21 protein-coding genes are annotated in these 20,948 nt (G+C 64.3%); 9 read left to right on the top strand and 12 right to left on the bottom strand.

What is annotated here, in order from left to right; genetic code table 11:
* Window positions 1–82: 82 nt before the first annotated feature.
* Window positions 83–1,066 (bottom strand): iron exporter MbfA, encoded by a 984-nt coding sequence (gene mbfA, locus LB535_RS23060; RefSeq protein ID WP_224549729.1) that lies wholly within the window; start codon window positions 1,064–1,066, stop codon window positions 83–85.
* A gap of 176 nt (window positions 1,067–1,242) precedes the next feature.
* Between mbfA and LB535_RS23065 the strand changes: the two genes are divergently transcribed.
* The 3 genes from LB535_RS23065 to LB535_RS23075 all read left to right on the top strand — a co-directional run bounded on the left by LB535_RS23065 (window position 1,243) and on the right by LB535_RS23075 (window position 3,346).
* Window positions 1,243–1,566: a hypothetical protein gene (locus tag LB535_RS23065; RefSeq protein WP_095770189.1), complete on the top strand. Its 324-nt coding sequence runs from the start codon at window positions 1,243–1,245 to the stop codon at window positions 1,564–1,566.
* Window positions 1,567–1,885: 319 nt separating this feature from the next.
* On the top strand, window positions 1,886–2,863 hold the full coding sequence (locus LB535_RS23070) for a threonine/serine dehydratase (RefSeq protein ID WP_224633840.1): 978 nt from the start codon (window positions 1,886–1,888) through the stop codon (window positions 2,861–2,863).
* 159 nt (window positions 2,864–3,022) lie between these two features.
* A complete protein-coding gene (locus LB535_RS23075; protein ID WP_224633841.1) occupies window positions 3,023–3,346 on the top strand; it encodes a hypothetical protein in 324 nt (107 codons plus the stop codon).
* A 47-nt stretch (window positions 3,347–3,393) separates the two neighbouring features.
* Here the strand turns inward: LB535_RS23075 and LB535_RS23080 are convergent, their stop codons facing one another.
* The 4 genes from LB535_RS23080 to LB535_RS23095 are packed head-to-tail and all read right to left on the bottom strand — an operon-like array spanning window position 3,394 to window position 7,098.
* Window positions 3,394–4,530: an ABC transporter permease gene (locus LB535_RS23080; RefSeq protein ID WP_224633842.1), complete on the bottom strand. Its 1,137-nt coding sequence runs from the start codon at window positions 4,528–4,530 to the stop codon at window positions 3,394–3,396.
* Entirely contained in the window at window positions 4,527–5,447 is a 921-nt protein-coding gene (locus LB535_RS23085; RefSeq protein ID WP_095770115.1) for an ABC transporter ATP-binding protein, read from the bottom strand. The genes LB535_RS23080 and LB535_RS23085 overlap by 4 nt, the downstream gene beginning before the upstream one ends.
* Window positions 5,444–6,397, bottom strand: a complete 954-nt coding sequence (locus LB535_RS23090; RefSeq protein ID WP_224526199.1) for an HlyD family secretion protein — start codon at window positions 6,395–6,397, stop codon at window positions 5,444–5,446. The genes LB535_RS23085 and LB535_RS23090 overlap by 4 nt, the downstream gene beginning before the upstream one ends.
* A complete protein-coding gene (locus LB535_RS23095) occupies window positions 6,394–7,098 on the bottom strand; it encodes a CerR family C-terminal domain-containing protein (protein ID WP_224633843.1) in 705 nt (234 codons plus the stop codon). Before LB535_RS23095 ends, LB535_RS23090 begins: the two co-directional genes overlap by 4 nt.
* A gap of 90 nt (window positions 7,099–7,188) precedes the next feature.
* Between LB535_RS23095 and LB535_RS23100 the strand changes: the two genes are divergently transcribed.
* Complete coding sequence (locus LB535_RS23100) at window positions 7,189–7,662, top strand: CYTH domain-containing protein (protein WP_224606543.1); 474 nt, start codon at window positions 7,189–7,191, stop codon at window positions 7,660–7,662.
* Window positions 7,659–8,591: a CHAD domain-containing protein gene (locus tag LB535_RS23105; protein ID WP_224633844.1), complete on the top strand. Its 933-nt coding sequence runs from the start codon at window positions 7,659–7,661 to the stop codon at window positions 8,589–8,591. The genes LB535_RS23100 and LB535_RS23105 overlap by 4 nt, the downstream gene beginning before the upstream one ends.
* A gap of 189 nt (window positions 8,592–8,780) precedes the next feature.
* On the opposite strand, the gene LB535_RS23110 is transcribed toward LB535_RS23105, so the two are convergent.
* Window positions 8,781–9,566, bottom strand: a complete 786-nt coding sequence (locus LB535_RS23110; RefSeq protein WP_224587372.1) for a helix-turn-helix domain-containing protein — start codon at window positions 9,564–9,566, stop codon at window positions 8,781–8,783.
* Window positions 9,567–9,679: 113 nt separating this feature from the next.
* On the opposite strand from LB535_RS23110, the gene LB535_RS23115 reads away from it, so the two are divergent.
* Together LB535_RS23115 and LB535_RS23120 are read left to right on the top strand one after the other, a co-directional pair.
* Window positions 9,680–10,534, top strand: coding sequence for an ATP/GTP-binding protein (locus LB535_RS23115; protein ID WP_224633845.1), 855 nt, complete (start codon window positions 9,680–9,682; stop codon window positions 10,532–10,534).
* A 170-nt stretch (window positions 10,535–10,704) separates the two neighbouring features.
* Window positions 10,705–11,631 (top strand): DMT family transporter, encoded by a 927-nt coding sequence (locus LB535_RS23120; RefSeq protein WP_224633916.1) that lies wholly within the window; start codon window positions 10,705–10,707, stop codon window positions 11,629–11,631.
* Window positions 11,632–11,640: 9 nt separating this feature from the next.
* On the opposite strand, the gene LB535_RS23125 is transcribed toward LB535_RS23120, so the two are convergent.
* From LB535_RS23125 to LB535_RS23140, 4 genes are all read right to left on the bottom strand, one after another.
* Window positions 11,641–13,362: a SulP family inorganic anion transporter gene (locus LB535_RS23125; protein ID WP_224633846.1), complete on the bottom strand. Its 1,722-nt coding sequence runs from the start codon at window positions 13,360–13,362 to the stop codon at window positions 11,641–11,643.
* 132 nt (window positions 13,363–13,494) lie between these two features.
* Window positions 13,495–13,764: a helix-turn-helix domain-containing protein gene (locus tag LB535_RS23130; protein WP_224633847.1), complete on the bottom strand. Its 270-nt coding sequence runs from the start codon at window positions 13,762–13,764 to the stop codon at window positions 13,495–13,497.
* A gap of 91 nt (window positions 13,765–13,855) precedes the next feature.
* Entirely contained in the window at window positions 13,856–14,557 is a 702-nt protein-coding gene (locus tag LB535_RS23135) for a phosphatase PAP2 family protein (RefSeq protein ID WP_224633848.1), read from the bottom strand.
* An 18-nt stretch (window positions 14,558–14,575) separates the two neighbouring features.
* On the bottom strand, window positions 14,576–14,914 hold the full coding sequence (locus LB535_RS23140) for a hypothetical protein (protein ID WP_224606559.1): 339 nt from the start codon (window positions 14,912–14,914) through the stop codon (window positions 14,576–14,578).
* Window positions 14,915–15,165: 251 nt separating this feature from the next.
* Between LB535_RS23140 and LB535_RS23145 the strand changes: the two genes are divergently transcribed.
* Window positions 15,166–17,163 carry a PhoX family protein gene (locus LB535_RS23145; protein WP_224633849.1) on the top strand — a complete coding sequence of 666 codons (1,998 nt, stop codon included), beginning with the start codon at window positions 15,166–15,168 and terminating at the stop codon, window positions 17,161–17,163.
* Between the two features lie 433 nt (window positions 17,164–17,596).
* On the top strand, window positions 17,597–18,634 hold the full coding sequence (locus tag LB535_RS23150) for a phosphatidylglycerol lysyltransferase domain-containing protein (protein ID WP_224633850.1): 1,038 nt from the start codon (window positions 17,597–17,599) through the stop codon (window positions 18,632–18,634).
* A 362-nt stretch (window positions 18,635–18,996) separates the two neighbouring features.
* On the opposite strand, the gene LB535_RS23155 is transcribed toward LB535_RS23150, so the two are convergent.
* Together LB535_RS23155 and LB535_RS23160 are read right to left on the bottom strand one after the other, a co-directional pair.
* On the bottom strand, window positions 18,997–19,758 hold the full coding sequence (locus LB535_RS23155; protein WP_140845276.1) for an ABC transporter permease: 762 nt from the start codon (window positions 19,756–19,758) through the stop codon (window positions 18,997–18,999).
* The gene (locus LB535_RS23160; RefSeq protein WP_224633851.1) at window positions 19,755–20,681 is read right to left on the bottom strand and encodes an ABC transporter ATP-binding protein; all 927 of its coding nucleotides are present in this window, start codon (window positions 20,679–20,681) and stop codon (window positions 19,755–19,757) included. The genes LB535_RS23155 and LB535_RS23160 overlap by 4 nt, the downstream gene beginning before the upstream one ends.
* Window positions 20,682–20,948: the final 267 nt, after the last annotated feature.

Below are 20,948 nucleotides of genomic sequence, written 5' to 3' on the forward strand. Positions count from 1 at the left end.
ACGCTTGCTTTCCCTGGAGCACCCCTCATCCGTCGCCTTCGGCGACACCTTCTCCCACAAGGGGAGAAGGAGAGCGCCGGCGCTACGCATTGCCGATCAGCACGCCCGCCCCGAACACCAGCGCGCCGCCCAGCACCACCTGGAAGGCGGCGCGCCAGAAGGGGGTCTGCATGTAACGGTTCTGCACGAAAGCGATCGCCCAGAGTTCGAAGAACACCACCACCGCCGCCACGGCAGTGGCCGTCCAGAAATGCGGGATCAGATAGGGCAGCGCGTGACCGAGGCCGCCCAGCGAAGTCATCAGGCCGACCGTCAGCCCGCGCTTGATCGGCGAGCCGCGCCCCGACAGTTTGCCGTCGTCGGAGGCGACCTCGGTGAAACCCATCGAGATGCCGGCGCCGATCGAGGCGGCGAGGCCGACCAGAAGCGTCTGCCAGGTGTCGTGCGTGGCGAACGCCGCGGCGAAGATCGGCGCCAGCGTCGACACCGAGCCGTCCATCAACCCGGCCAGCCCGGGCTGCACATAGGTGAGGATGAATTGGCGCTGCTCGGCCGTCGCCTCCTCCACCTTGACGGTTCCCGGCACATGCTGCTGCTCCAATTCATGCGCCGAGCTTTCATGACCCTGCTCGGCCGCGGCGAGGTCATTGAGCAGCTTGCGCGTCGAGGCGTCGGTGGTGCGCTTGGCCGCCTCGACATAGAAGCGATAGGCCTGCCGCTCCATTTCCTCGGCCTGCCGCCGCACATGCTCGATGCCGAGCGGCCTCACCAGCCAGTCCGGCTTGCGCTCGAAATAGCCTTTCACATGCTCGCGCCGGATCAGCGGGATGCGCTCGCCGAAGCGCTTGCGGTGAAGCTCGATGAGCGAATCGCGATGGCCGTCCTCTTCCTCGGCCATCGCCTCGAACACTTTTGCCGATTGCGGAAAGTCCTGTGCCAGGCCATCGGCATAAGCGCGGTAGATGCGTCCGTCATCCTCCTCGGAAGAGATCGCCAGCGCCAGGATCTCCTGCTCCGAAAGCGAATCGAAGGAACGGCGGCCGAAGCCGAAAACACGGGAAAGCATGATGGGATCACTCTAGTTTAGAATTGTTCTAAACTATGATCTTGGCAGTTGAAGGTCAATTGCCAACGGCGCGGGCTGCGGGCGCGCGAACGCTGATCGCGCGAGGCCAAACCCTTCATTATTGCCGAATGTTTGCCTATATAACTGACCGCCACCGAAATTGAAGGACGCCCGGCATGACGGACAAGAAGCCCCCGCACGCATTTGACGCCAAGCCGGTTCTCGATCTCATCGCCAGCATCGAGGCCGACCTGCAGCGCCTGAAAGGTCTTGTCGAGGAACAGCTCGATAAATTCGACCCGGCCAACCCGCACAACAAGACGCCGGACGGCAAGCTGACCGAGGAAGGCGCCGAGTGCTGCTACCGCATGTTCGACGAAGGCAAGTCGCGCTACACGGTTTCCCAGCAGATGAAGATATCCTTCGCCGCCGCCACCCACCGCTTCAACTCCTGGCGCAAGCTGGGCGGCAGCAAAAGGACGAAGACGCTGCTGGGGTGAACCTGCGCTTTCGTCATCCTCGGGCTTGACCCGAAGATCCATGCCGTGACTTCTGCCGTAGAATGCGGCGGTGCAGAACAATCGTTCCAAATTCGCTGTAAAAGGCGACCCAATTCTGGTCCGCTTTCGCGCGTCACGGACGTCACGGCATGGATTCCCAGGGTCTGCGCGCGTCGCTCCGCTCCTTGCTCCGCCCTGGAATGACGAAGGTGACAGCCGCTGGCGCATCTTCCAAAACCTTGTCTCCATCACATTTTTTCGTTGGCGCGACGCCCCGGTTTGCGTGCACCATGACGGGTCTTATCCCGCGAGGCCCATCATGCTCACCCTGCCCGGCATCTCCGACATCCGCGCCGCCGCCGAGCGGCTTTCCGGCCTGATCGTCGAAACGCCGCTCATCGAATCGCCCGAGCTCAACGAGCGCTATGGCGGCCGCATTCTGTTCAAGCCCGAGACGCTGCAGCGAACCGGCTCCTTCAAGATTCGCGGCGCCTACAACAAGCTGTCTACCCTGAGCGAGGAAGAGCGCGGCCGGGGCGTCGTCGCCTTCTCCTCCGGCAACCACGCGCAAGGGGTGGCGGCCTCGGCCGCCATGTTCGGCGTCAAGGCGGTGATCGCCATGCCAGCCGATGCGCCGGCGCTCAAGATCGGCAATGTCCGCAAGATGGGCGCCGAAGTGGTGCCGTTCGATCGCTACAAGGACGACCGCATGACGGTCGTTCGCCCCTATATCGAAAAGGGCATGGCGCTGGTGCCGCCCTTCGACGATCCGGCGATCATCGCCGGCCAGGGCACGATCGGCTTGGAACTGATCAAGCAGGCGAAAGCGCTTGGCGCAGCGCTCGACGCCGTCGTCGTTCCTTGCGGCGGCGGCGGCCTGTCGAGCGGCATCTCCGTCGCCGTCAAGGACGCTTCGCCGAGCACGCAAGTCTGGGCGGTCGAGCCCGAGCATTTCGACGACACGCGCCGCTCGCTGGCCAAGGGCGAGCGGGTCGCGAACGAGCCCGGCCATAGCTCGATCTGCGATGCGCTGCTCACCGCCGAACCCGGCGCCATCACATTCGAGATCAACCGCCGGAATCTCGCCGGCGCCGTCGCCGTCTCCGACAAGGCCGCCGCCCAGGCGATGCGTGACGCCATGGCTTATCTCAAGCTGGTGGTCGAGCCCGGCGGCTGCGTCGCTTTTGCCGCGCTGTCATCCGGCGAGATCGACCTTGCCGGCAAAAGCGTCGCCGTAGTGCTCTCCGGCGGCAATGTCGATTTCGGCACCTATGCGGAGATCATGGCGGCGGCTTAGCGGTGGCGACTTGGTTCCGCGATTGCGTGCCGTCTGATTGGACGCAGCCGTATCCGGATGAAAAGGATCACCCGGTTGCCGCAAACGGCCGCGATGAGTGGAAAGCGGATGTTAAGCCATTACGATAGCAGAGATAGCACGATCAAGGTCTAGGAGAATATGCAGCTCGTCATGGAAGGACAACCATTGCTCGTCCATCTTGCGTTGGGGGCCGGTGTTGCTGTCTTTCTCGTCAGCTTTGTGGGAATGCTTTGCGGTATCTATCTCAGCCTGACAAAAACGGAAGCGCTCGCAACAAAGCCCGATGAAAGGGGGCTTCCATATTGGGAGCGAGCTGCACGCAAGAATAGCCGAGCTAGTGGCATCTTCGTCCAAAGCGAATTCAAACATCTGCGCTATCTTCTATTCGCTGCAGTAATTGGCAGCCTCGGCTCCTTCGGCACTCTTCTCCTCATTGTCTACGTCTTTGGAGAACGCGCTTAGGTCCGATTTCGGTTTAATTCGGGCGCTCCCAACCATTAGTTTTGACCCTAGTCCAGCGTGCGCCTGAACCGCACCAGCGCTACGCCGGTAAACAATGCCACGAACACCACCAGCCAACCGACTTCCGTAGCCACCGCCGGCAGCTCTGCCCCTTTCAGCATGACGGCGCGGGTGATGCGCAAAAAATGCGTCAGCGGGAAGATCTCGCCAAAGGTCTGCGCCCAGCCCGGCATGCCGCGATAGGGGAACATGAAGCCCGACAGCATGATCGAGGGCAGGAAGAAGAAGAAGGTGAGCTGCAGCGCCTGCATCTGCGTGCGCGCAATCGTCGAGATCGTGTAGCCGAGCAGCACCAGCGACAGCACGAACACCAGCACTGTGGACAGCAGCAGCGACAGCGACCCCATGAAGGGAATGGCAAACAGAAGCTTCGCTGCGGCCAGCACCACCACCACCTGCACCGCGCCCACCACCAGGTAGGGCAGCACCTTGCCCATCATGATCTCGAGCGGGCTCGACGGCATGGCCAGCAGGTTTTCCATCGTGCCGCGCTCGGTCTCGCGCGTCAGCGCGATCGAGGTCATCATCACCATCGTCATCTGCAGGATGACGCCGAGCAGGCCGGGCACGATGTTGTATTGCGAGATGCCCTCGGGATTGTAGCGCCGGTGCACGACGACATCGAGTTGGCCGCGCGCCGCCTCCTTGGCCGTTTCCTCAGTGCCCTGCGCCCTGAGCAGCGCCTGGCCTGCCACGGTGCTCAGCGTCGAGATCGCGCCGCTGGCCACCGCCGGGTCGGTGGCGTCGGCCTCGATCAGGATCTGCGGATTGTCGCCGCGCTCGACGCGGCGGGCGAAATCGGCGGGGATGGTGACGACGAAGGAGACGTCGCCGCGCGCCATCAGGAACTCGGCTTCCGCCGCACTTTGCGCGACATGGTCGAAGCGGTAGTAGCCGGTGGTCTGCAGCGCCGAGACCATGGCCCGCGTGTAAGGGTCGCTGCTGGTCGCCACAAGCGCGGCCGGCAGGCTCTTCGGGTCGTTGTTGATCGCATAGCCGAACAGCACCAGCTGGATCAGCGGCACCCCCAGCATCATGGCGAAGGTGATGCGGTCGCGCCGCATCTGGATGAATTCCTTGGTCAGCAGCGCGCCCAGCCTGGCGAAGGAGAAGACCGCTTTCATGCCATATTGTCCTTCGAGCCGGCCATGAACTGGATGAACACATCCTCGAGGCTGGTCTCGCCTGGCTTCACGGTGACGCCCTTGTGTTCCTTCTCGACGTCGGCCAGCGCCTTTTCGAGCGCCGCCTTGTCGGAGCCGACGACATGCAGCGTCGCGCCGAACGGCGCCACCTGGTCGACGCCGGGCCTGCCTTGCAGCGCCTCGGCCACCTGGTCGAGCCGCGGCCCCTGCAAGACGAAAGTGGTCAGCCCGGCATTCTTCACCACCTCGTCCACGGTGCCGGTGGCGAGCATCTTGCCGTAGGAGATGTAGCTGATGCGGTGGCAGCGCTCGGCCTCGTCCATGTAGTGGGTGGAGACGAGCACGGTCAGCCCGCCGCCGGCGAGGCGATGGATCTCGTCCCAGAACTCGCGCCGCGCCTTCGGATCGACGCCGGCCGTCGGCTCGTCGAGCAGAAGCAGCTTCGGCTCGTGCATGATGCAGGCGGCCAGCGCCAGCCGCTGCTTCCAGCCGCCGGAAAGCGTGCCGGCCAACTGGTTGCGGCGGCTGGCCAGGCCGAGATCCTGAAGCGTGCGCGAGACATACTCCTCGACCGGCCTCAGCCGGTAGAGCCGCGCCACGAATTCGAGGTTCTCGCCGATCGTCAAATCCTCGTAGAATGAGAATTTCTGCGTCATGTAGCCGACTTCGCGCTTGATCTTGAGCGCGTCGGTGCGGATGTCGAAGCCCAGCACCGTGCCGTCGCCTTCGTCCGGCGTCAAAAGCCCGCACATGATGCGGATGGTCGTCGTCTTGCCCGAGCCGTTCGGCCCGAGGAAGCCGACGATCTCGCCTTCGGCGACCGTCATCGTCACATGGTCGACGACGGTCTTGTCGCCGAAGCGCTTGACCAGGCCGCGAACGTCGATGGCGTTCATTGCCCGAGATCCGCAAGATCGACATCGACGATCTGACCGGGCTGCAGTGGTCCCGCATCGCCCTCCGGCCGCGCCTCGACGAGATAGACCAGCTTCTGCCGGTTCTCCAGCGAGTAGATCACCGGCGGCGTGAATTCGGGGTCGGGCGAGACATAGCTGACGCGTGCCTTCAGCCCTGTCCCGCAGCCGTCGCAACGGACGTTGAGCTCGGTGCCGACCTTGACCGCCGAGAACGCGCTTTCGGGGACATAGACGCTGAGCTTCACGGCGCCGTCCGGCAGCATCGAGATCACCGGCGCGGTCGGCCCGGCTGTGTCGCCTGGATTGCGGATGACGTCGTTGACGCGGCCAGGCGAGGGCGCCGCCAGCACCCGCTTCGACAGCCGCCACTCGGCCTGCTCCAGGGTCGACCGCGCCTGCTTGACCTGGTTGTCGGCGGCCTTGATGGTCTCGGCCCGCGCCGGCAGATTGCCGACGGCCAGATTGGCTTCCGCCTGGCCGACCTGGGCGTTGGCGGTCTCCAGCGAAGCCGAGGCGGTGTCGTAGTCGGCCTGGGTGCCGGTGCCGCGCTTGTAGAGGTCGCTGGCGCGGTCGTATTTGCGCTTGGCGTCGGCCGCCTGGGCTTTGGCCATGTCGACCTCGGCCTTGAGCACGGCGATTTCCTCGGGGCGCTTGCCGACCTGCAGATCGGCAAGCTGCGCCTGCGCCTGCGCAAGTGCGGCTTTAGCCTGCGCAACCTCGATCTTGGCGTCGGCGTCTTCCAGCGTCGCCACCGCCATGCCGTTCTCAACGCGGTCGCCGCGCCGAACCGACACCGTCGCCACCTGGGCCACTTCGATCGGCGCCATCAGCACATATTCGCCTTCGACATAGCCGACGGCCAAAGGTGCGGCCGGCGCGCAGGCGCCGAACAATTGGGCCGCGAGCGGCAGCGAACAGAGAAAGCTCATGATTTGCCCTTCTTGCCGGCGGCGGCCCCCCGCGCGGCCAGCATTGCCCGGAGATTGTCGGTTGCGACCGCCACCACCTTGGCGGCCTCTTCATTGCCGATGTCGCGCCAGCCCATCCGGCGCATCACCGCCTCGCGGCCGATGCGGAAATAGATGACCTGGCCGATCATGGTGAAGACGGTAAGCTTGGTCGCTTCGCTCTCGGCCGGCTCGCCGGTCGCCTGTTCCCAGACCTGGCACAGCCGCCGGTGCGTCGGCTCGAACACGCCGGCATAGATGCGGTCGAGCGCGGCGGTCGGATGCGAGAGCTCGCGCAGTACGAATTGTACGATCTCGCCGGCCTGCGGACTGGCCACGACGAAACCCACCATCCGCTCGAGCGCCGCGAAAAGCTGCGCTCGGGCTGCTTCCGGGTCCAGGGGAGCCGTTGCTTGCACGCCGCCCAACGCCTGGCCGGCAATTCCCTGGATGGTGTCGATGATGAAGTCGGCAGCGGCGGCGCGCAGGCCCTCCTTGCCGCCGAAATGATAGGCGATGGAACCGATATTGGCCTTGGCCTCGGCCGCGATCTCCCGCGTCGAGGTGCCGTCGAAACCCTTTCGCCCGAACAGCCTGAGCGCCGCGTGGACAAGCGCCGCGCGCGTTTGATCGGCGGTGCCGACCTCGCGCTGCGGCCTTCTTGCGATTGATCGTTTGTTCATACCTCCACTTTAATCAATCGATTGATTAAAGTCAAATTTGGCCTCGACTCGGCTTGCCTTCCCGGCCCTCACAGGCTTTAGTGCCCGGCCATGAGCAAGGAAGTCGAGCGCAAATTCCTGGTCTCCAGTCCCGCCTGGCGCGGTGAGGTCGAGGCGGAAATCCGCATTCGTCAATTCTATGTCGCCGCGCAGCCCGGCCGCACGGTGCGGGTGCGGATCAGCGACGGGCGCTCCGCCAAGCTGACGCTGAAGTTCGGCGACAGGGCGCGCGAGCGCGACGAATTCGAATATTCGATCCCGCTTGCCGAGGCCGAGGAATTGATGGCGTTCGCCGTCGGACGTGTCATCGAGAAGACACGCCACCATGTTAGACACCGCGGCTATCTCTATGAAGTCGATGTTTTCGGCGGAAAGCTCGCGGGGCTGGTGATCGCGGAGCTGGAGACGCCGGAGGACGTATCTGACGAAATGCTGCCCGACTGGCTCGGTCGCGAGGTCACCGGCGAGTCGAGGTTCTACAACGCGTCGCTGGCCCTCGGGGGGATTCCGGAGATCGCCGCATGAGCTTCCGCATCGATCCGCGCTTGCCGCTGACCGGCGAGGTCAGGCGCATATTGGCCGACGAGATCGGCAAGGCAGTCGCTCATCTCGAGATGGCGCGAGAGAAGCCGGAGCAGGGACTGCACAAATGCCGCAAACGGCTGAAAAGCGTGCGCGCCTTGCTGCGCCTGGTTCGTTCCGGGGACGAACCGTTCTGCCAGACCGAAAACGAATGCTATAAGCAGGTGTCGGCGCTGCTGGCCGGCCCGCGCGAGGCGACCGCTCTCATCGAAACTATCGACCGTCTGGCCGATGCCTTTCCGGAACAATCTGCAGGCGGCGGTCTCGACCCCGTGCGTGAACGGCTGGTGCTGCGCCAGCACGAGCTCCATGCCGGTCCCGGCCTCGACGCCGCCATCAATGCGGCGATCGCCGCATGCCGGGAAGGCCTGGAGCGCATCGACAGGCTGACTTTGCCCGACCAGCCGGAGCAGGCGGCCGACATATTGGCCGACGGCGCCCGCGCCACCTTGCGGCGGGCGAAGAAGGCGCTGGACAAGGCGGAATCACGCGGCGCGGCCGACGATTTTCACGACCTGCGCAAGGCGGCAAAGACGCACGCCATGCATCTGTCGCTGCTCGGCCGCCTGTGGCCGACGCCGATCAAGGCGCGCCGCAAGGCGGTCGACAGGCTCGGCGAGCAGCTCGGCGAATTGCACGACGTCTTCGTCATTTGCGCCCTGCTCGACGCCGAAGGCGAGCCGCTCGGCCCCGCCGACGAGACGAAGCTTCTGCGCAAGCTGCTGAAACGTGCCGAAAAGAGTCTGGCCAAGGCCTGCCTTGCGGATGCCGCCGAGCTGTTCGGCGACAACCCCAAGCGCTCGGCCAAGAGATTGGCCCGCAAGGCGCGCGATGATCTCGCCGGACCGCAGGAAGAAGCAAAGGCGGCTTAGCGCGGCGTGTCTCCTTCTCCCCTTGTGGGAGAAGGTGGCCGCGAAGCGGCCGGATGAGGGGTATTCCAGGGAACGAGGCGTTGGCGATTGCGGCTTTGGACAAGCGCTGCGGCCAAGCTGGAGCACCCCTCATCCGTCTCGGCGCTGCGCGCCGATCCACCTTCTCCCACAAGGGGAGAAGGGGCAGCGCTACGCCGGCAGCGCTCGTTTCTCCTTCGCCGCCCTGGCGCCCGCATCCCTCGGATGCGGTCCGATCGGCATGATCGCCGGAAACGGCGTCGCGCCGAAGGCGAAGGTCCATTTGTAGCCGGTGAGCTGGTCCTCGGGCGTGGTGTGCTGGTCGTGATGGGCAAGCAGCCTGGCACGTTCGGCGAGCTCGTCGGCCTCGCGGCGCAGCATTTCCGCCGTTTCGGGCCGCATCCGCCGGGAAAAGCTGATGAAGGTCGCGGCCTGCTCCATATGGCCGATCGCCCAGCCGATGAAGTTCTTGTTGGTCATCTCAAAATGCGGCTTCAGCGGCCCCTCGAAATCCCACTGGATCGGCGCGTCGACCAGTAGCCTTGCCGACAGGCCGCGCCCCAGCGCCACCAGCCCGAGCTCCTCGAGGTCGCGCAAATAGAGGAACATCGAAGCTTCGCTCAGGCCTTGCGAGCGCATGATGCCTTCGGGCGTGAACTTCTCCGACAGCATGACGAAGACGAAGAGCAGGGCCGGCCGCGCCGCCAGCCGGCGCTCGATCTCCGGCGCGACGCGGTTGGCCGGACCCGGCCCGCGGTTCATCGCGCCGAGCACGTTCTCCAGCTCGACATCGGCCGCGGCGCAGATCTCCATCAGCCGGTCGAGCTTGCAGTTCTTCTCATGGAAGATGCGCTTCACCGTCGGCTCGGAAACGCCCATGCGCTCGGCGAGCGTCCGGTAGGTCAGGCCCTTGGCCTTCAGCGTCCGTTTCAGCGCCTCGAAGATCGGACCGTTCATGGACTGCGCCTCATTCGCGCGAATTCGTATTGAACTGCGATACTAGTCTCGTTCCGGCTTCCAGGAAAGTATCGAAAATCCTAGCTCTCTGCCGTCATCACAGGAGAGCATCCATGAAACACCTCGTCGCTTCAACCGTCTTCGCCGCCATCTCCGTCATATCCGCCGCGCAGGCCGGCGAGCTCTGGCGCGCCGCCGGCTTCGAGCAGCCGGAATCGGCCCTTGTCGATGCCGCCCACAACCGCATCATCGTCTCCAACATCGTCGGCAATCCCGGCGCGGTGGACGGCAATGGCTATTTGTCGCTCTTGTCGATGGACGGCAAGGTCATCTCTCGCCGCTGGGTGGACGGCATGGACGCGCCCAAGGGCATGGCGATCGCCGGCGGCAGGCTCTACGCCGCCGACATCACCAAGGTGCGCGTCGTCGATCTCGCCAGCGGCAGACTGGTCGAGACCATCGATGTGCCCGGCGCCGTTTTTCTCAACGACATGACCGCCGACAGTGCCGGCAAGGTCTATGTCAGCGACATGCTGGCCGACACGATCTACCGCATCGACGGCGACAGGCCGGAACTGTTCGTCAAGGATGCGCTGCTCGCTTCGCCGAACGGCGTGTTCGCTAATGGCGGCAGGTTGATCGTCGCGTCCTGGGGCAAGGACATCAACAGGACCGATTTCAGCACCGCCGAGCCCGGCGGCCTGCTGTCCGTCGACCTTGCCACAAAGAAGGTCACGCCGCTGCCCGGCGCCCAAAAATTCGCCGATCTCGACGGCGTCATCGCCATTGGCGACACCATCTACGCCACCGCCTACATGACCGGCACGCTCTACGGCTACAAGCCCGGCGGCGCGTCGACGGTGGTAGCGACCTTCAAGCCGGGCAGCGCCGATATCGGCACGGACGGCGAAAGGATCTTCGTGCCGCTGATGGGCGAGGGCGAGGTCGTGGGGCTGTCACTGGATTGAGCATGTCGCGGCGGAGAAGCATTGCAACGCCGGCGGGACAGTTTCGCATCTCGGCACTCAACGGCGAGGCGAGTTTTTCACCTCGCCAATCGCGATTGGATCGCAATGTCGGTGGCGGCTGCCATCTGGTTTCGCCGGCCGCTCCGGACTATTCGGCGGCAATCCGTCATGTGAGCGAAGCCGTGAAGACATCCAGCCTGAACGGCGCCGTTTCCCCGACGATCCCGGTGCTCGTCTGCGCGCTGGCGATCTTCCTGCTGTCGGGCATGGATGCGGCGATGAAGTCGCTGGTCATCGCGGTCGGCGTCTACAATACGGTGCTATGGCGCAGCATGGTCGCGACCGTGGTCGCGGGCGCGGCCTGGTCGACGGGGCCACGCTCGAAACCGACCCTCCCGGTGCTCGGTCTGCATGCGCTGCGCGCGGTCATTGTCGGCATCGTCCTAGTCTCGTTCTTCTGGGGTCTCGCCAGGCTGCCGCTCGCCGAAGCCATAGGCCTGAGCTTCGTCGCGCCGTTGTTTGCGCTTTTCCTCGCCGCATTGTTGCTGGGCGAGCGCATTAGGCGGCAGGCGGTGTGGGCGTCGCTGGCCGGCATCGCGGGCGTCTTGATCATACTGGCCGGCCAGTTCGGGCAGGCAGGCCATTCGCAGGATGCGCTTTTGGGCACGGTCGCCGTGCTCGTATCGACGGTCTTCTACGGCTACAATCTGATCCTCGCCCGGCGACAGGCGCTTCTGGCCAAGCCGGTCGAGATCATGCTGTTCCAGAATATCTTCGTCGGGATCATCCTGGGTTGCGCGGCGCCTTGGCTTGCGGTTGCGCTGCCGAGAGAACTTTGGCTTCCCTTGGCAGGCGTGGCGATGCTGTCGCTCGCCGGCCAATTCCTGATGAGTTGGTCCTACGCCCGTGCCGAAGCGCAATATCTGATCCCGACAGAGTACTCGGCCTTCATCTGGGCGATCGCGCTTGGCTGGTTCTTCTTCGGTGAGAAGGTGACCTGGACCACGCTGGCAGGCGCATGTCTCATCGTTGCCGGCTGCCTGATCGCCGCACGAGCCAGCCCCAAGCTTGCCGAGCCGATCGAAGCGGCCGTTTGAGCAGGGCGCCTACGCCGTCTCCGCTTTTCCGCCCAGCTGCGCCCGCGCGTCACGGATCGAGGCTGCATAGGTCACCAGCGGCCGCTTGACGCCATGGCTTATCAGGGTGCGCCTGACTTGCGACGAGGCGCCCGCGATGATGAAGCGTCCTCCGGCGCGCCTTGCGTTGTTCGCCGTGCTTTCGATGACGTTTGCCGCGGTCGAATCGAGGAAGGGCACAGCCGAGCAATCGAGGATGAAGTTCCTGTGCTGGTCGGCGATACGGTCCAGCACGGTCGCGATCGTTGCCGCAGCGCCGAAGAAGAACGCCCCCGATATGCGATAGATGACGGTATCCGGATCGGTGGCGGCGGCGAGGTCATAGGCAACGCGCCCGCCATTTGCGGCGTCGGCGCGGTCCTCCGTCACCGGCGGGACATGTGCCTCCACCTCGACCGAACGCGCCATCCGCCCGATGAACAGCAGAGCGCCCAGCGCAAAGCCGATCACGATGCCGGTGGTGAGGTCGCGGAAGATGACAAGTCCGAAAGTGACCAGAAGCACCAGGGCGTCGCCCCAGGACGATCGGATCAGCGCCAGGAAGGCGGGCTTCTCCACCATGTTCCAGGCCACCGTGGCCAGCACCCCGGCGAGCGCCGCCAGCGGGATGTAGCTGGCAAGCGGCGCAGCCACCAGCATGAACAGCAGCAGGAAGGCGGAATGGAATATTCCCGACAACGGTCCATGCGCGCCGGCGCGGATGTTGGTCGCCGTGCGCGCGATCAGTCCGGTCACGCAGATCCCGCCGAACAGCGCCGAGCCGATATTGGCGATGCCCTGTGCCACCAGTTCGCAGTTGGAGCGGTGCCGTCGGCCGGTCATACCGTCCGCGACCACGGCGGAAAGCAGCGATTCGATTGCTCCGAGCAGGGCGAAGGAAATTGCGTCGGGCACCACGGAGACGAGCTTCTGCGCATCGAGCGCCGGAAGAGCCGGATCCGGTAACATCCGCGGAATGCCGCCGAATTGCGTTCCGATCGTCTCTACAGGAAGACCGAGAAGCGTCGTCGCCAGCGAGGCCGCAGTCACCGCGATCAGGAGGCCCGGCCACGAAGGGCGCCAGCGCTTCATGGCCACGATGATCCCTATCGTCAGCGCGGCGAGCGCAATGGCCGCCGGATTTGCCGTTCGGGCCGCCTTGCCGAGCGCGATAAGCCGCGGCAGCAGGTCGCCTGGCTCCTTGCCTGGCAGCGTCAGGCCGAACAGGTCGTGCAACTGGCTGGACAGGATGATGATGGCGATGCCCGCAGTGAAACCCACCGTCACCGGATAGGGAATGAACTTCACATAGGCGCCGAGCCTGAGATAGCCGGCCGCGAGCAGGAAGACGCCGGCCATGAGCATTGCCAGGATCAGTCCGTCGACACCATGCCGGTCGACCGTCGAGGCCACGACCACGATGAAGGCGCCGGCGGGCCCGCCGATCTGGAAACGGCTGCCGCCAAGCGCGCCGACGATGAAACCGCCGATGATCGCCGTAAACAGTCCGCGCTCGGGCTCCACATGCGAGGCGATCGCGATCGCCATCGATAGCGGCAACGCCACGATGGCGACCGTCAGGCCGGCGATCACATCGGCCCTCAGCTGCTTGAGGTGGTAGCCCTCGCGCAGCACCGTCACCAGCTTTGGTGTGAACAGCTCGGCGAAGGTCGGCCGTGCTTGGTGGTGAATTGCCCGCCGCGCCTGATCCATGAACTGCTTCCGCTCCACAGGGCGGCGGGATCGTCGGCTGGATGTCGGCGGTCGCCGTCGCGATAAAACGTTGCGACGCCGCATCGCTGCCCGAAAACCGGTAACGGTTCCCGAGGCGGATGCGGTTGCGGCTCAGCCCTGCGGGTTCTGCGCCGCGGTGGCCTTGAGGCGCACGCCCCTGCCGCCGCGTTCGCTAGTCTGGTTCTCGCCGATCAATTCCACCCCGGCCTCATCGAGGGCATGGATGACCTTCATCAGCGTGTCGACGACGCCTCGCACGACGCCCTCGCTCGCTTCCATACGCTGTATCGTCGGAAGCGAAACGCCGGCGCGCTCGGCAAGCGTTCGCTGGTCGATACCGGCCAACGCCCTTGCGGCGCGCATCTGCGCAGCAGTGATCATCGGCCAGAACCTTTGTCTGAGTCTGCGATATCAATCGATAATACAAGCATAGTGATGTTTCAAGCGTCATTTAATGTAGATGAGACATCGGTTATTCGCTATCCTTAACGACCTTGCGTCGCTGCAGCAGCCGCGCCGCAAGCCAGCACAGCATGGCCCAGGCAAAACCTGCGCACCAGCCGGCAAGCACATCGGAGGGCCAGTGCACCCCGAGATAGACGCGGCTGGCGCCTACCAGCACGGTGGTGAGCACGGCGAGGCCGAGCACGAAGACCTTGGTCGTCCGGTCCGGCAGGAAGCGGGCCGCCAGCGAGCCAAGCGTCAGATAGGTCACGGCCGACAGCATGGCATGCCCGCTGGGGAATGAGAGCGAGGTCTCGGTGACGAGATGCGAGACGAGATCGGGCCGCGGCCGGTCGACCTCGAGCTTGAGCAGGCTGGAGAGCGCTTGCCCGCCGGCGACGGCCGCGAACATGAACAGGGCTGTCGAGGGTCTGCGGATCAAGAGCAGATAGAGGATGGTCGCCGTCGTGATCAGCACCAGCACAGCGGTGCTGCCCAGCGCGGTGACATCGCGCACCGCGCCCTCCAGCCAAAGCGGGCCGATCGGACTGTCCGGCTGCCCGGCATGGCGGAAGGCGAGCAGGATTTCCGTGTCGAAGGCGTGCGGGGTCGTGGCGCGCGCCAGTTCGATGAGTTCCACCAGGCCCCATAGCCCGCCGGCAATCACCAGCCCGGCCAGCAGCACCGGGAATTCCAACTTGTTGAGGAGCGCGTTGGGGGTCGATTTCATTCGGGCCCTCGGGTCCAGCTACAGCCGCTGGATATAGGGCCCGAGCGTGATCAGCGCGACCGCGGCGATCGCCAGCACCATGCCGATCGCCTGCAAGGCATTGAGCCGTTCGCCGAAGAAGGCGATCGCCACGACATTGACCGCGACAAGCTGGATCACCGCCGATAGGCTGAACGACACCGACATGCCGAATTCCCGCACCAGCCTCAGCATGATCAGATTGCCGGCCGAGTAGAGCGCCAGCGTCAAAAGCAGCTTGGCCAAGCTCGGCGCCAGCCCCCATTGCTTGGCCGCCATCGCCGCCAGCAGGAATATCACGGTCGAAATGCCGAGCTGCGCCAGTCCCCAGAAACTCACCTTGCCGTCCCCTTTTGAAGCGCCGTCGCCACGCCGGCCAGCCCTTGTTTCCGAAGCGGGCGATGTCGTCAAGCTGACCACAGCCAAGCGCAGGCGCTCAAGGGACTGAAGCCGGGTATCGCAAAAGCCGCCGCGAGCCGGCAAACAACTATTGCGGTTCTATCACGGCAGTGTCACGAAAATGTGATCGGCGCGCTTTAGGGGTCGAAAGGTCAAAATCCCCAGCCACTCAGAAGCCAGAGGACAAACTCATGACCGTGACCCCTGAGACCCGCTTCCGCACCAGCCAGCTCGAGGACAATGACGGCCCGCCCGTCAATCCTACCGACAACCACACCATGGGCGAGATCATCGCCGCGCGTTTCTCGCGCCGCGGCTTCCTGAAGGGCTCGCTGGCCGTCTCGGCCATCGCCGCCACCGTCAGCCCGCTGGCGCTCGTCGCCGCCGACGAGGCGCGCGCCGCTGACGCTTCGGCCTTCAAGTTCGACGAGCTCGAAGCCGGCATCGACGACAAGCACCATGTCGCGCCCGGCTATGACGCCGACGTGCTGTTGCGCTGGGGCGATCCGCTGTTTGCCGATTCACCCGACTTCGATCCGCTGAAGCAGTCGGCCGAAGCCCAGGCAAGACAGTTCGGCTACAACAACGACTATGTCGGCTATATTCCGATCGACGGCTCGGCCGAGCACGGCCTTTTGGTCGTCAACCACGAATACACCAACCCGCATCTGATGTTTCCCGGCATCGTCTCGGTCGTCGAGAAGGACGGCAAGAAGAAGGCCGAGGTGGCGCCGCTCTCGAAGGAGCAGATCGATGTCGAGATGGCCGCCCATGGCGGCACCATCGTCGAGATCCGCAAGCAGGACGGCAAATGGCAGGTGGTGCGCGACGGCAAGCTCAACCGCCGCATCATGTCGACCACCGATATGGAGCTGTCCGGCCCGGTGGCGGGCCATGACCGCGTCAAGACCAATGCGGACCCGTCCGGCACCAAGGTCATTGGCACCCTCAACAATTGCGCCGGCGGCGTCACGCCCTGGGGCACCTATGTGATGGCCGAGGAGAACATCCACGGCTATTTCTCGGGCGAATTGCCGGAAGGCCACAGGGAAGCGGCCAATTACAAGCGCCTCGGCATCCCCGAAGGCGCCTATGAGTGGGGCGCGCATTACGATCGCTTCAACCTTGCCAAGGAGCCGAACGAGCCGAACCGTTTCGGCTGGATCGTCGAGGTCGACGTCAACGATCCCAACTCCGTGCCGAAGAAGCGCACCGCCATGGGGCGCTTCAAGCATGAGGGCGCCGAATCGATCGTCGCCAAGGACGGCCGCGTCGTCTTCTATCTCGGCGACGACGAGCGCTTCGACTATGTCTACAAATTCGTCACCAAGGGCATTTTCAACCCGAACGACCGCGCCGCCAACTTGGACCTGCTCGATGACGGCACGTTGCATGTGGCCAAATTCGCCGAGGACGGCTCGGTCGAATGGATGCCGATCGTTTTCGGTCAAGGCCCGCTGACGGCGGAGAACGGTTTTGCTTCCCAGGCCGACGTTCTCATCGAGACACGGCGCGCCGCCGACCTGCTCGGCGCCACCAAGATGGACCGGCCGGAGGACATCCAGCCCAATGCCGGCAACGGCAAGGTCTATGTCATGCTGACCAACAATTCCAAGCGCAAGGCCGAGCAGGTCGACGCCGCCAATCCGCGCGCCGAGAACGCTTTCGGCCACATCATCGAGATCGTCGAGGACGGCGGCGATTTCGCCGCCACCAAGGGCAAATGGGAAGTGCTGTTGAAATGCGGCGATCCTTCCGTTGCCGATGTCGGCGCCACTTTCTCGACCGCGACCACCGCCCATGGCTGGTTCGGCATGCCGGACAATTGCGCCGTCGATTCCGCCGGGCGCCTGTGGGTCGCCACCGACGGCCAGGGCCCGAAGGCCACCGGCCGCACCGACGGTCTCTGGGCGGTCGATACCGAGGGTGCCGCGCGGGCAACGTCGAAACTGTTCTTCCGCGTGCCGATCGGCGCCGAAATGTGCGGCCCGCTATTCGCGCCGGATGACCAGACAGCTTTCGTCGCCGTGCAGCATCCGGGCGACGGCGGCGAGGACTGGGAAGGTTTCGGCCGCCCATCCTACTACGAGGACCCGTCGACCCGCTGGCCGGACTTCAAGCCGGACATGCCGGTGCGGCCGTCCGTCGTTGCGATTACGAAGCAGGGCGGCGGCAAGATCGCCGTGTGACGCGCTGAGGTTGCAGCTTTGAGACGCGGACGTCGGAGATTGGTCGCAAGGCTTCCCCGACGTCGTCAATCGCAGGGCGAAACAGGAGAGAAGCTGCGTCGCGAAGCCCCTGGAATCCCTGCCGTTACCTTCGCCAGGGCGTGCAACGGAACAGAATTCTGCGCCGTGGCGGCGCTTCCAAGTCACGAGCATGGACTCTGTCGTCTGCGCCGCGTCCCTTCGTTCCTTGCTCCACCATAGAATGACGATGCTGGGCGGCTTAAACCCTACGCTGCCGCTCTGCGGCCGACGGGCAGCGGACGCTTTGGGACATTTGCCCTTCATTCGCCGCCGATTGCATCCTAATATCGCGCTGACGCGACGCGGCCGGCGGCGGTCGCGGCGATTCGCGACCTGAGGGCGGCAGGTCATCACTTCTTGGCACGCGGAGCTCATGGCGCCCCTGCGCATCTATTTCGACAGGCTTCTCGATGCCGTGGCACCCAAGGTCCCGCGACGCGACCTGACGGACGACGAACGCCTGGCGCTGGTGCGCCGTTACGGCGATTTCTCGCTCGCCTATTCGACGGCGGTGCAGCAGAAACTGTCCTATTTCAGCGATGGCGACGGCTATATCGCCTTCGGCACCAAGATGAGCCGTCATTTCGCGCTCGGCGATCCTGTGGTCGACCCGGCGGATCGCGCGGCCTATATCAAGCGCTTCGTCGAAGCCGCCGGCGGCCCCTGGTTCGTCCAGGTCGGCGCCGACACGGCCAAGGTGCTCGCCGGCCTCGGCTACCAGGTCAATCGCCTCGGCATCGACACCAGACTACCGCTGCCTGCGCATGATTTTTCCGGCAAGCGCAACGAGACCGTGCGCTATTCCGAGCGCTGGCTGACGAAGAAGGGTTTTACCCTCGCCGAGGACAAGGGCGACGGGCTGCAGGACGAGATCAAGCAGCTTTCCGCCGACTGGCGCAAAGAGCGCATCATCAAGCGCTGGGAAATGGGTTTCCTCAACCGCCGTTTTTCCGAAGAGATCGGCGCCGACATGCGGCGCTTCCTCCTGCACGGACCTGAAGGTCAGCTTCTCGCCATCCTCGATTTCGACCCGTTGTTTCGCGACGGCAAGGTCATCGGCTACACCACCTCCTTCAAGCGCAAACAGGTCGATGCGACGCCACATGCCGAGATCGGCCTGACCAAATTCGCCGTCGACCGCTTTCGCGAGGAGGGCGTCTCACAGGTGACGCTCGGCCTCTCGCCGCTGCTCGATATCGAGCCGAGCGGGTTCGCCGAATCGAGCTTCTGGCGCGGCACCTTCCAGCGCGCCTATAACTCGCCCTGGGTCAACCGCTCGCGCTTCAACCTGCAGGGCCAGGCGGCCTTCAAGCGCCGCTTCCATGGTATCGAGGAGCCGACCTATATCGCATTCCGCAAAGGGACTTTCGTAGAAATGCTGGGCCTGCTGCGGCTGATCAAGGCGGTTTAGAGCAGGCTCTTTCCTCGCCCCGCTTCGTCTACGCTATGCACGCATCTTCTGCGAGTGACTGGTGAGGCCGAGGCTTGATTGCCACGTGGTTCCCCCAATCCGTCGCTGCTTCGCAGCGCCACCTTTCCCCCCTCCGGAGGGAAAGGAAGGGAGCCTTGCTGGACGAGCATTGACGGCAAAAGGCTTGGCGCCTTTCCTCTAGCCCGTCGACCGGGGGAGAGGTGGCTCGGCGAAGCCGAGACGGAGTGGGGGTCGACCAGCGCTACATTGGACAATGCATGCGCCAAGCTGCCATGCACGCTATCGCCAAGACCAGTCGCTTGGAAATGTGTGCCACTTCGTGGGGCAAGGAACAAGTTCCGTCAGTTCCGCAGCCGGTAGCCGGTTTTAAAAATCCACGCGACGATCGCGATGCAGATCGCCAGGAACATCACCGTCATGCCGAGGCTGACGCCGACCGAGACGTCAGCCTTGCCGTAAAAACTCCAGCGGAACCCGCTGATCAGGTAGACGACCGGGTTGAACAGCGTGATCGTCTTCCAGATGCCTGGCAGCATATGGATCGAATAGAAGCTGCCGCCGAGGAAGGTGAGCGGCGTGACGATCAAGAGCGGCACCAGCTGCAGCTGCTCGAAGGTCTTTGCCCAGATGCCGATGATGAAGCCGAACAGGCTGAAGGTCACCGCGGTCAGCACCAGGAAGGCGATCATCCAGAATGGGTGCTCGATCCTGAGCGGCACGAAAAGCGCCGCGGTGGCCAGGATGATCAGGCCGAGCATGACCGACTTGGTCGCGGCACCCCCGACATAGGCGATGATGATTTCCAGGTAGGAGACCGGCGCCGACAGGAGCTCATAGATCGAGCCGACGAATTTCGGGAAATAGATGGCGAAGGAGGCGTTGGAGATCGACTGCGTCAAGAGCGACAGCATCATCAGGCCGGGCACGATGAAGGCGCCGTAGGCGATGCCGTCGATCTCGGTGATGCGTGAGCCGATGGCCGAACCGAAGACGACGAAATAGAGTGATGTCGAGATGACCGGCGAGATGATGCTCTGCAGCACCGTGCGGAAGGCGCGCGCCATCTCCACCCGGTAGATCGCCCATACCGCGCGCAGGTTCATGGCTCTTGCCTCAGAAGATTGACGAAGATCTCTTCGAGCGAGCTGTTCTTGGTGTCGAGGTCGCGGAACTGGACGCCGGCCGCCTCGAGGTCGCGGATCAGCGAGGCGACGCCCGGACGGTCGCTCTGGTTGTCATAGGTGTAGGTGAGCTGGTTGCCGTCGTCCGACAGCTCCAATGAATAGTGCGACAGGGCGTCCGGAACGGCGGCAAGCGGCGCGCGCAGCTCCAGATTCATCTGCTTGCGGCCGAGCTTGCGCATCAGCTCGGCCTTGCCTTCGACCAGGATGATCTCGCCTTTGTTGATGACGCCGACGCGGTCGGCCATCGCCTCGGCTTCCTCGATGTAATGCGTGGTGAGAATGATGGTGACGCCCTCCTCGCGCAGGCGCCTGACCATTGCCCACATGTCCTGGCGCAGTTCGACGTCGACGCCGGCCGTCGGCTCGTCGAGGAACAGCACACGCGGTTCGTGCGACAGCGCCTTGGCGATCATCAGTCGGCGCTTCATGCCGCCCGACAGCGTGATCGCCTTGGAATCCTTCTTGTCCCACAGCGAGAGGTCGCGCAGCACCTTTTCGACGAACTCCTTGTTGGGCGCCTTGCCGAACAGGCCGCGGCTGTAGTTCACGGTCGCCCAGACCGTCTCGAAGGCATCGATGGTGAGTTCCTGCGGCACCAGCCCTATCAGGCTGCGCGCGGCGCGGTAATCCCGGCCGATGTCGTGGCCGTCCACGGTGACAGTGCCCGACGAGCGGTTGACGATGCCGCAGACGATCGAGATCAGCGTCGTCTTGCCGGCACCGTTCGGCCCGAGCAGCGCGAAGATTTCGCCGCGCTCGATGTCGAGATTGATTTCCTTCAGCGCCTTGAAGCCGGTGGCATAGGTTTTCGTGACACCGGAGATCGAGATGATGGATGACATGCTGAAATACGGCCGGCTGGAAAAGGTGACCTGATATAGGTCGGCTGTTGTCCGGCGCAACTGGAATCGACGCTGCTGCTGACAGTTCTGGACAGGGAACGCCCAATTGGCGGCCCTTGCCAGACCAGGTATACCGGCCGCGGCGACTGGAGCGCCGGCGCTGGCGACGGCTCATTTCTCCCCGTTTACGCCACGGCATGCACACCTTTCCAAGCGGGCTGGCCTTTGGCGATAGCGTGCATGGCAGCTTCGCGCATGCACTGTCTT

Origin of the sequence: Mesorhizobium sp. CA10, from assembly GCF_020165285.1 — a bacterium.
In the GTDB taxonomy this organism is placed as follows: Bacteria; Pseudomonadota; Alphaproteobacteria; order Rhizobiales; family Rhizobiaceae; genus Mesorhizobium.

Bases quoted from the DNA above. Each gene is read 5' to 3' on its own strand.
- LB535_RS23070 (WP_224633840.1), top strand. From the start codon at position 1,886: ATGCTCACCCTGCCCGGCATCTCCGACATCCGCGCCGCCGCCGAGCGG.
- LB535_RS23115 (WP_224633845.1), top strand. From the start codon at position 9,680: ATGAAACACCTCGTCGCTTCAACCGTCTTCGCCGCCATCTCCGTCATA.
- LB535_RS23100 (WP_224606543.1), top strand. From the start codon at position 7,189: ATGAGCAAGGAAGTCGAGCGCAAATTCCTGGTCTCCAGTCCCGCCTGG.
- LB535_RS23075 (WP_224633841.1), top strand. From the start codon at position 3,023: ATGCAGCTCGTCATGGAAGGACAACCATTGCTCGTCCATCTTGCGTTG.
- LB535_RS23125 (WP_224633846.1), bottom strand. From the start codon at position 13,362: ATGGATCAGGCGCGGCGGGCAATTCACCACCAAGCACGGCCGACCTTC.
- LB535_RS23095 (WP_224633843.1), bottom strand. From the start codon at position 7,098: ATGAACAAACGATCAATCGCAAGAAGGCCGCAGCGCGAGGTCGGCACC.
- LB535_RS23085 (WP_095770115.1), bottom strand. From the start codon at position 5,447: ATGAACGCCATCGACGTTCGCGGCCTGGTCAAGCGCTTCGGCGACAAG.
- LB535_RS23065 (WP_095770189.1), top strand. From the start codon at position 1,243: ATGACGGACAAGAAGCCCCCGCACGCATTTGACGCCAAGCCGGTTCTC.
- LB535_RS23090 (WP_224526199.1), bottom strand. From the start codon at position 6,397: ATGAGCTTTCTCTGTTCGCTGCCGCTCGCGGCCCAATTGTTCGGCGCC.
- LB535_RS23105 (WP_224633844.1), top strand. From the start codon at position 7,659: ATGAGCTTCCGCATCGATCCGCGCTTGCCGCTGACCGGCGAGGTCAGG.
- LB535_RS23080 (WP_224633842.1), bottom strand. From the start codon at position 4,530: ATGAAAGCGGTCTTCTCCTTCGCCAGGCTGGGCGCGCTGCTGACCAAG.
- LB535_RS23150 (WP_224633850.1), top strand. From the start codon at position 17,597: ATGGCGCCCCTGCGCATCTATTTCGACAGGCTTCTCGATGCCGTGGCA.
- mbfA (WP_224549729.1), bottom strand. From the start codon at position 1,066: ATGCTTTCCCGTGTTTTCGGCTTCGGCCGCCGTTCCTTCGATTCGCTT.
- LB535_RS23160 (WP_224633851.1), bottom strand. From the start codon at position 20,681: ATGTCATCCATCATCTCGATCTCCGGTGTCACGAAAACCTATGCCACC.
- LB535_RS23110 (WP_224587372.1), bottom strand. From the start codon at position 9,566: ATGAACGGTCCGATCTTCGAGGCGCTGAAACGGACGCTGAAGGCCAAG.
- LB535_RS23155 (WP_140845276.1), bottom strand. From the start codon at position 19,758: ATGAACCTGCGCGCGGTATGGGCGATCTACCGGGTGGAGATGGCGCGC.
- LB535_RS23145 (WP_224633849.1), top strand. From the start codon at position 15,166: ATGACCGTGACCCCTGAGACCCGCTTCCGCACCAGCCAGCTCGAGGAC.
- LB535_RS23135 (WP_224633848.1), bottom strand. From the start codon at position 14,557: ATGAAATCGACCCCCAACGCGCTCCTCAACAAGTTGGAATTCCCGGTG.
- LB535_RS23130 (WP_224633847.1), bottom strand. From the start codon at position 13,764: ATGATCACTGCTGCGCAGATGCGCGCCGCAAGGGCGTTGGCCGGTATC.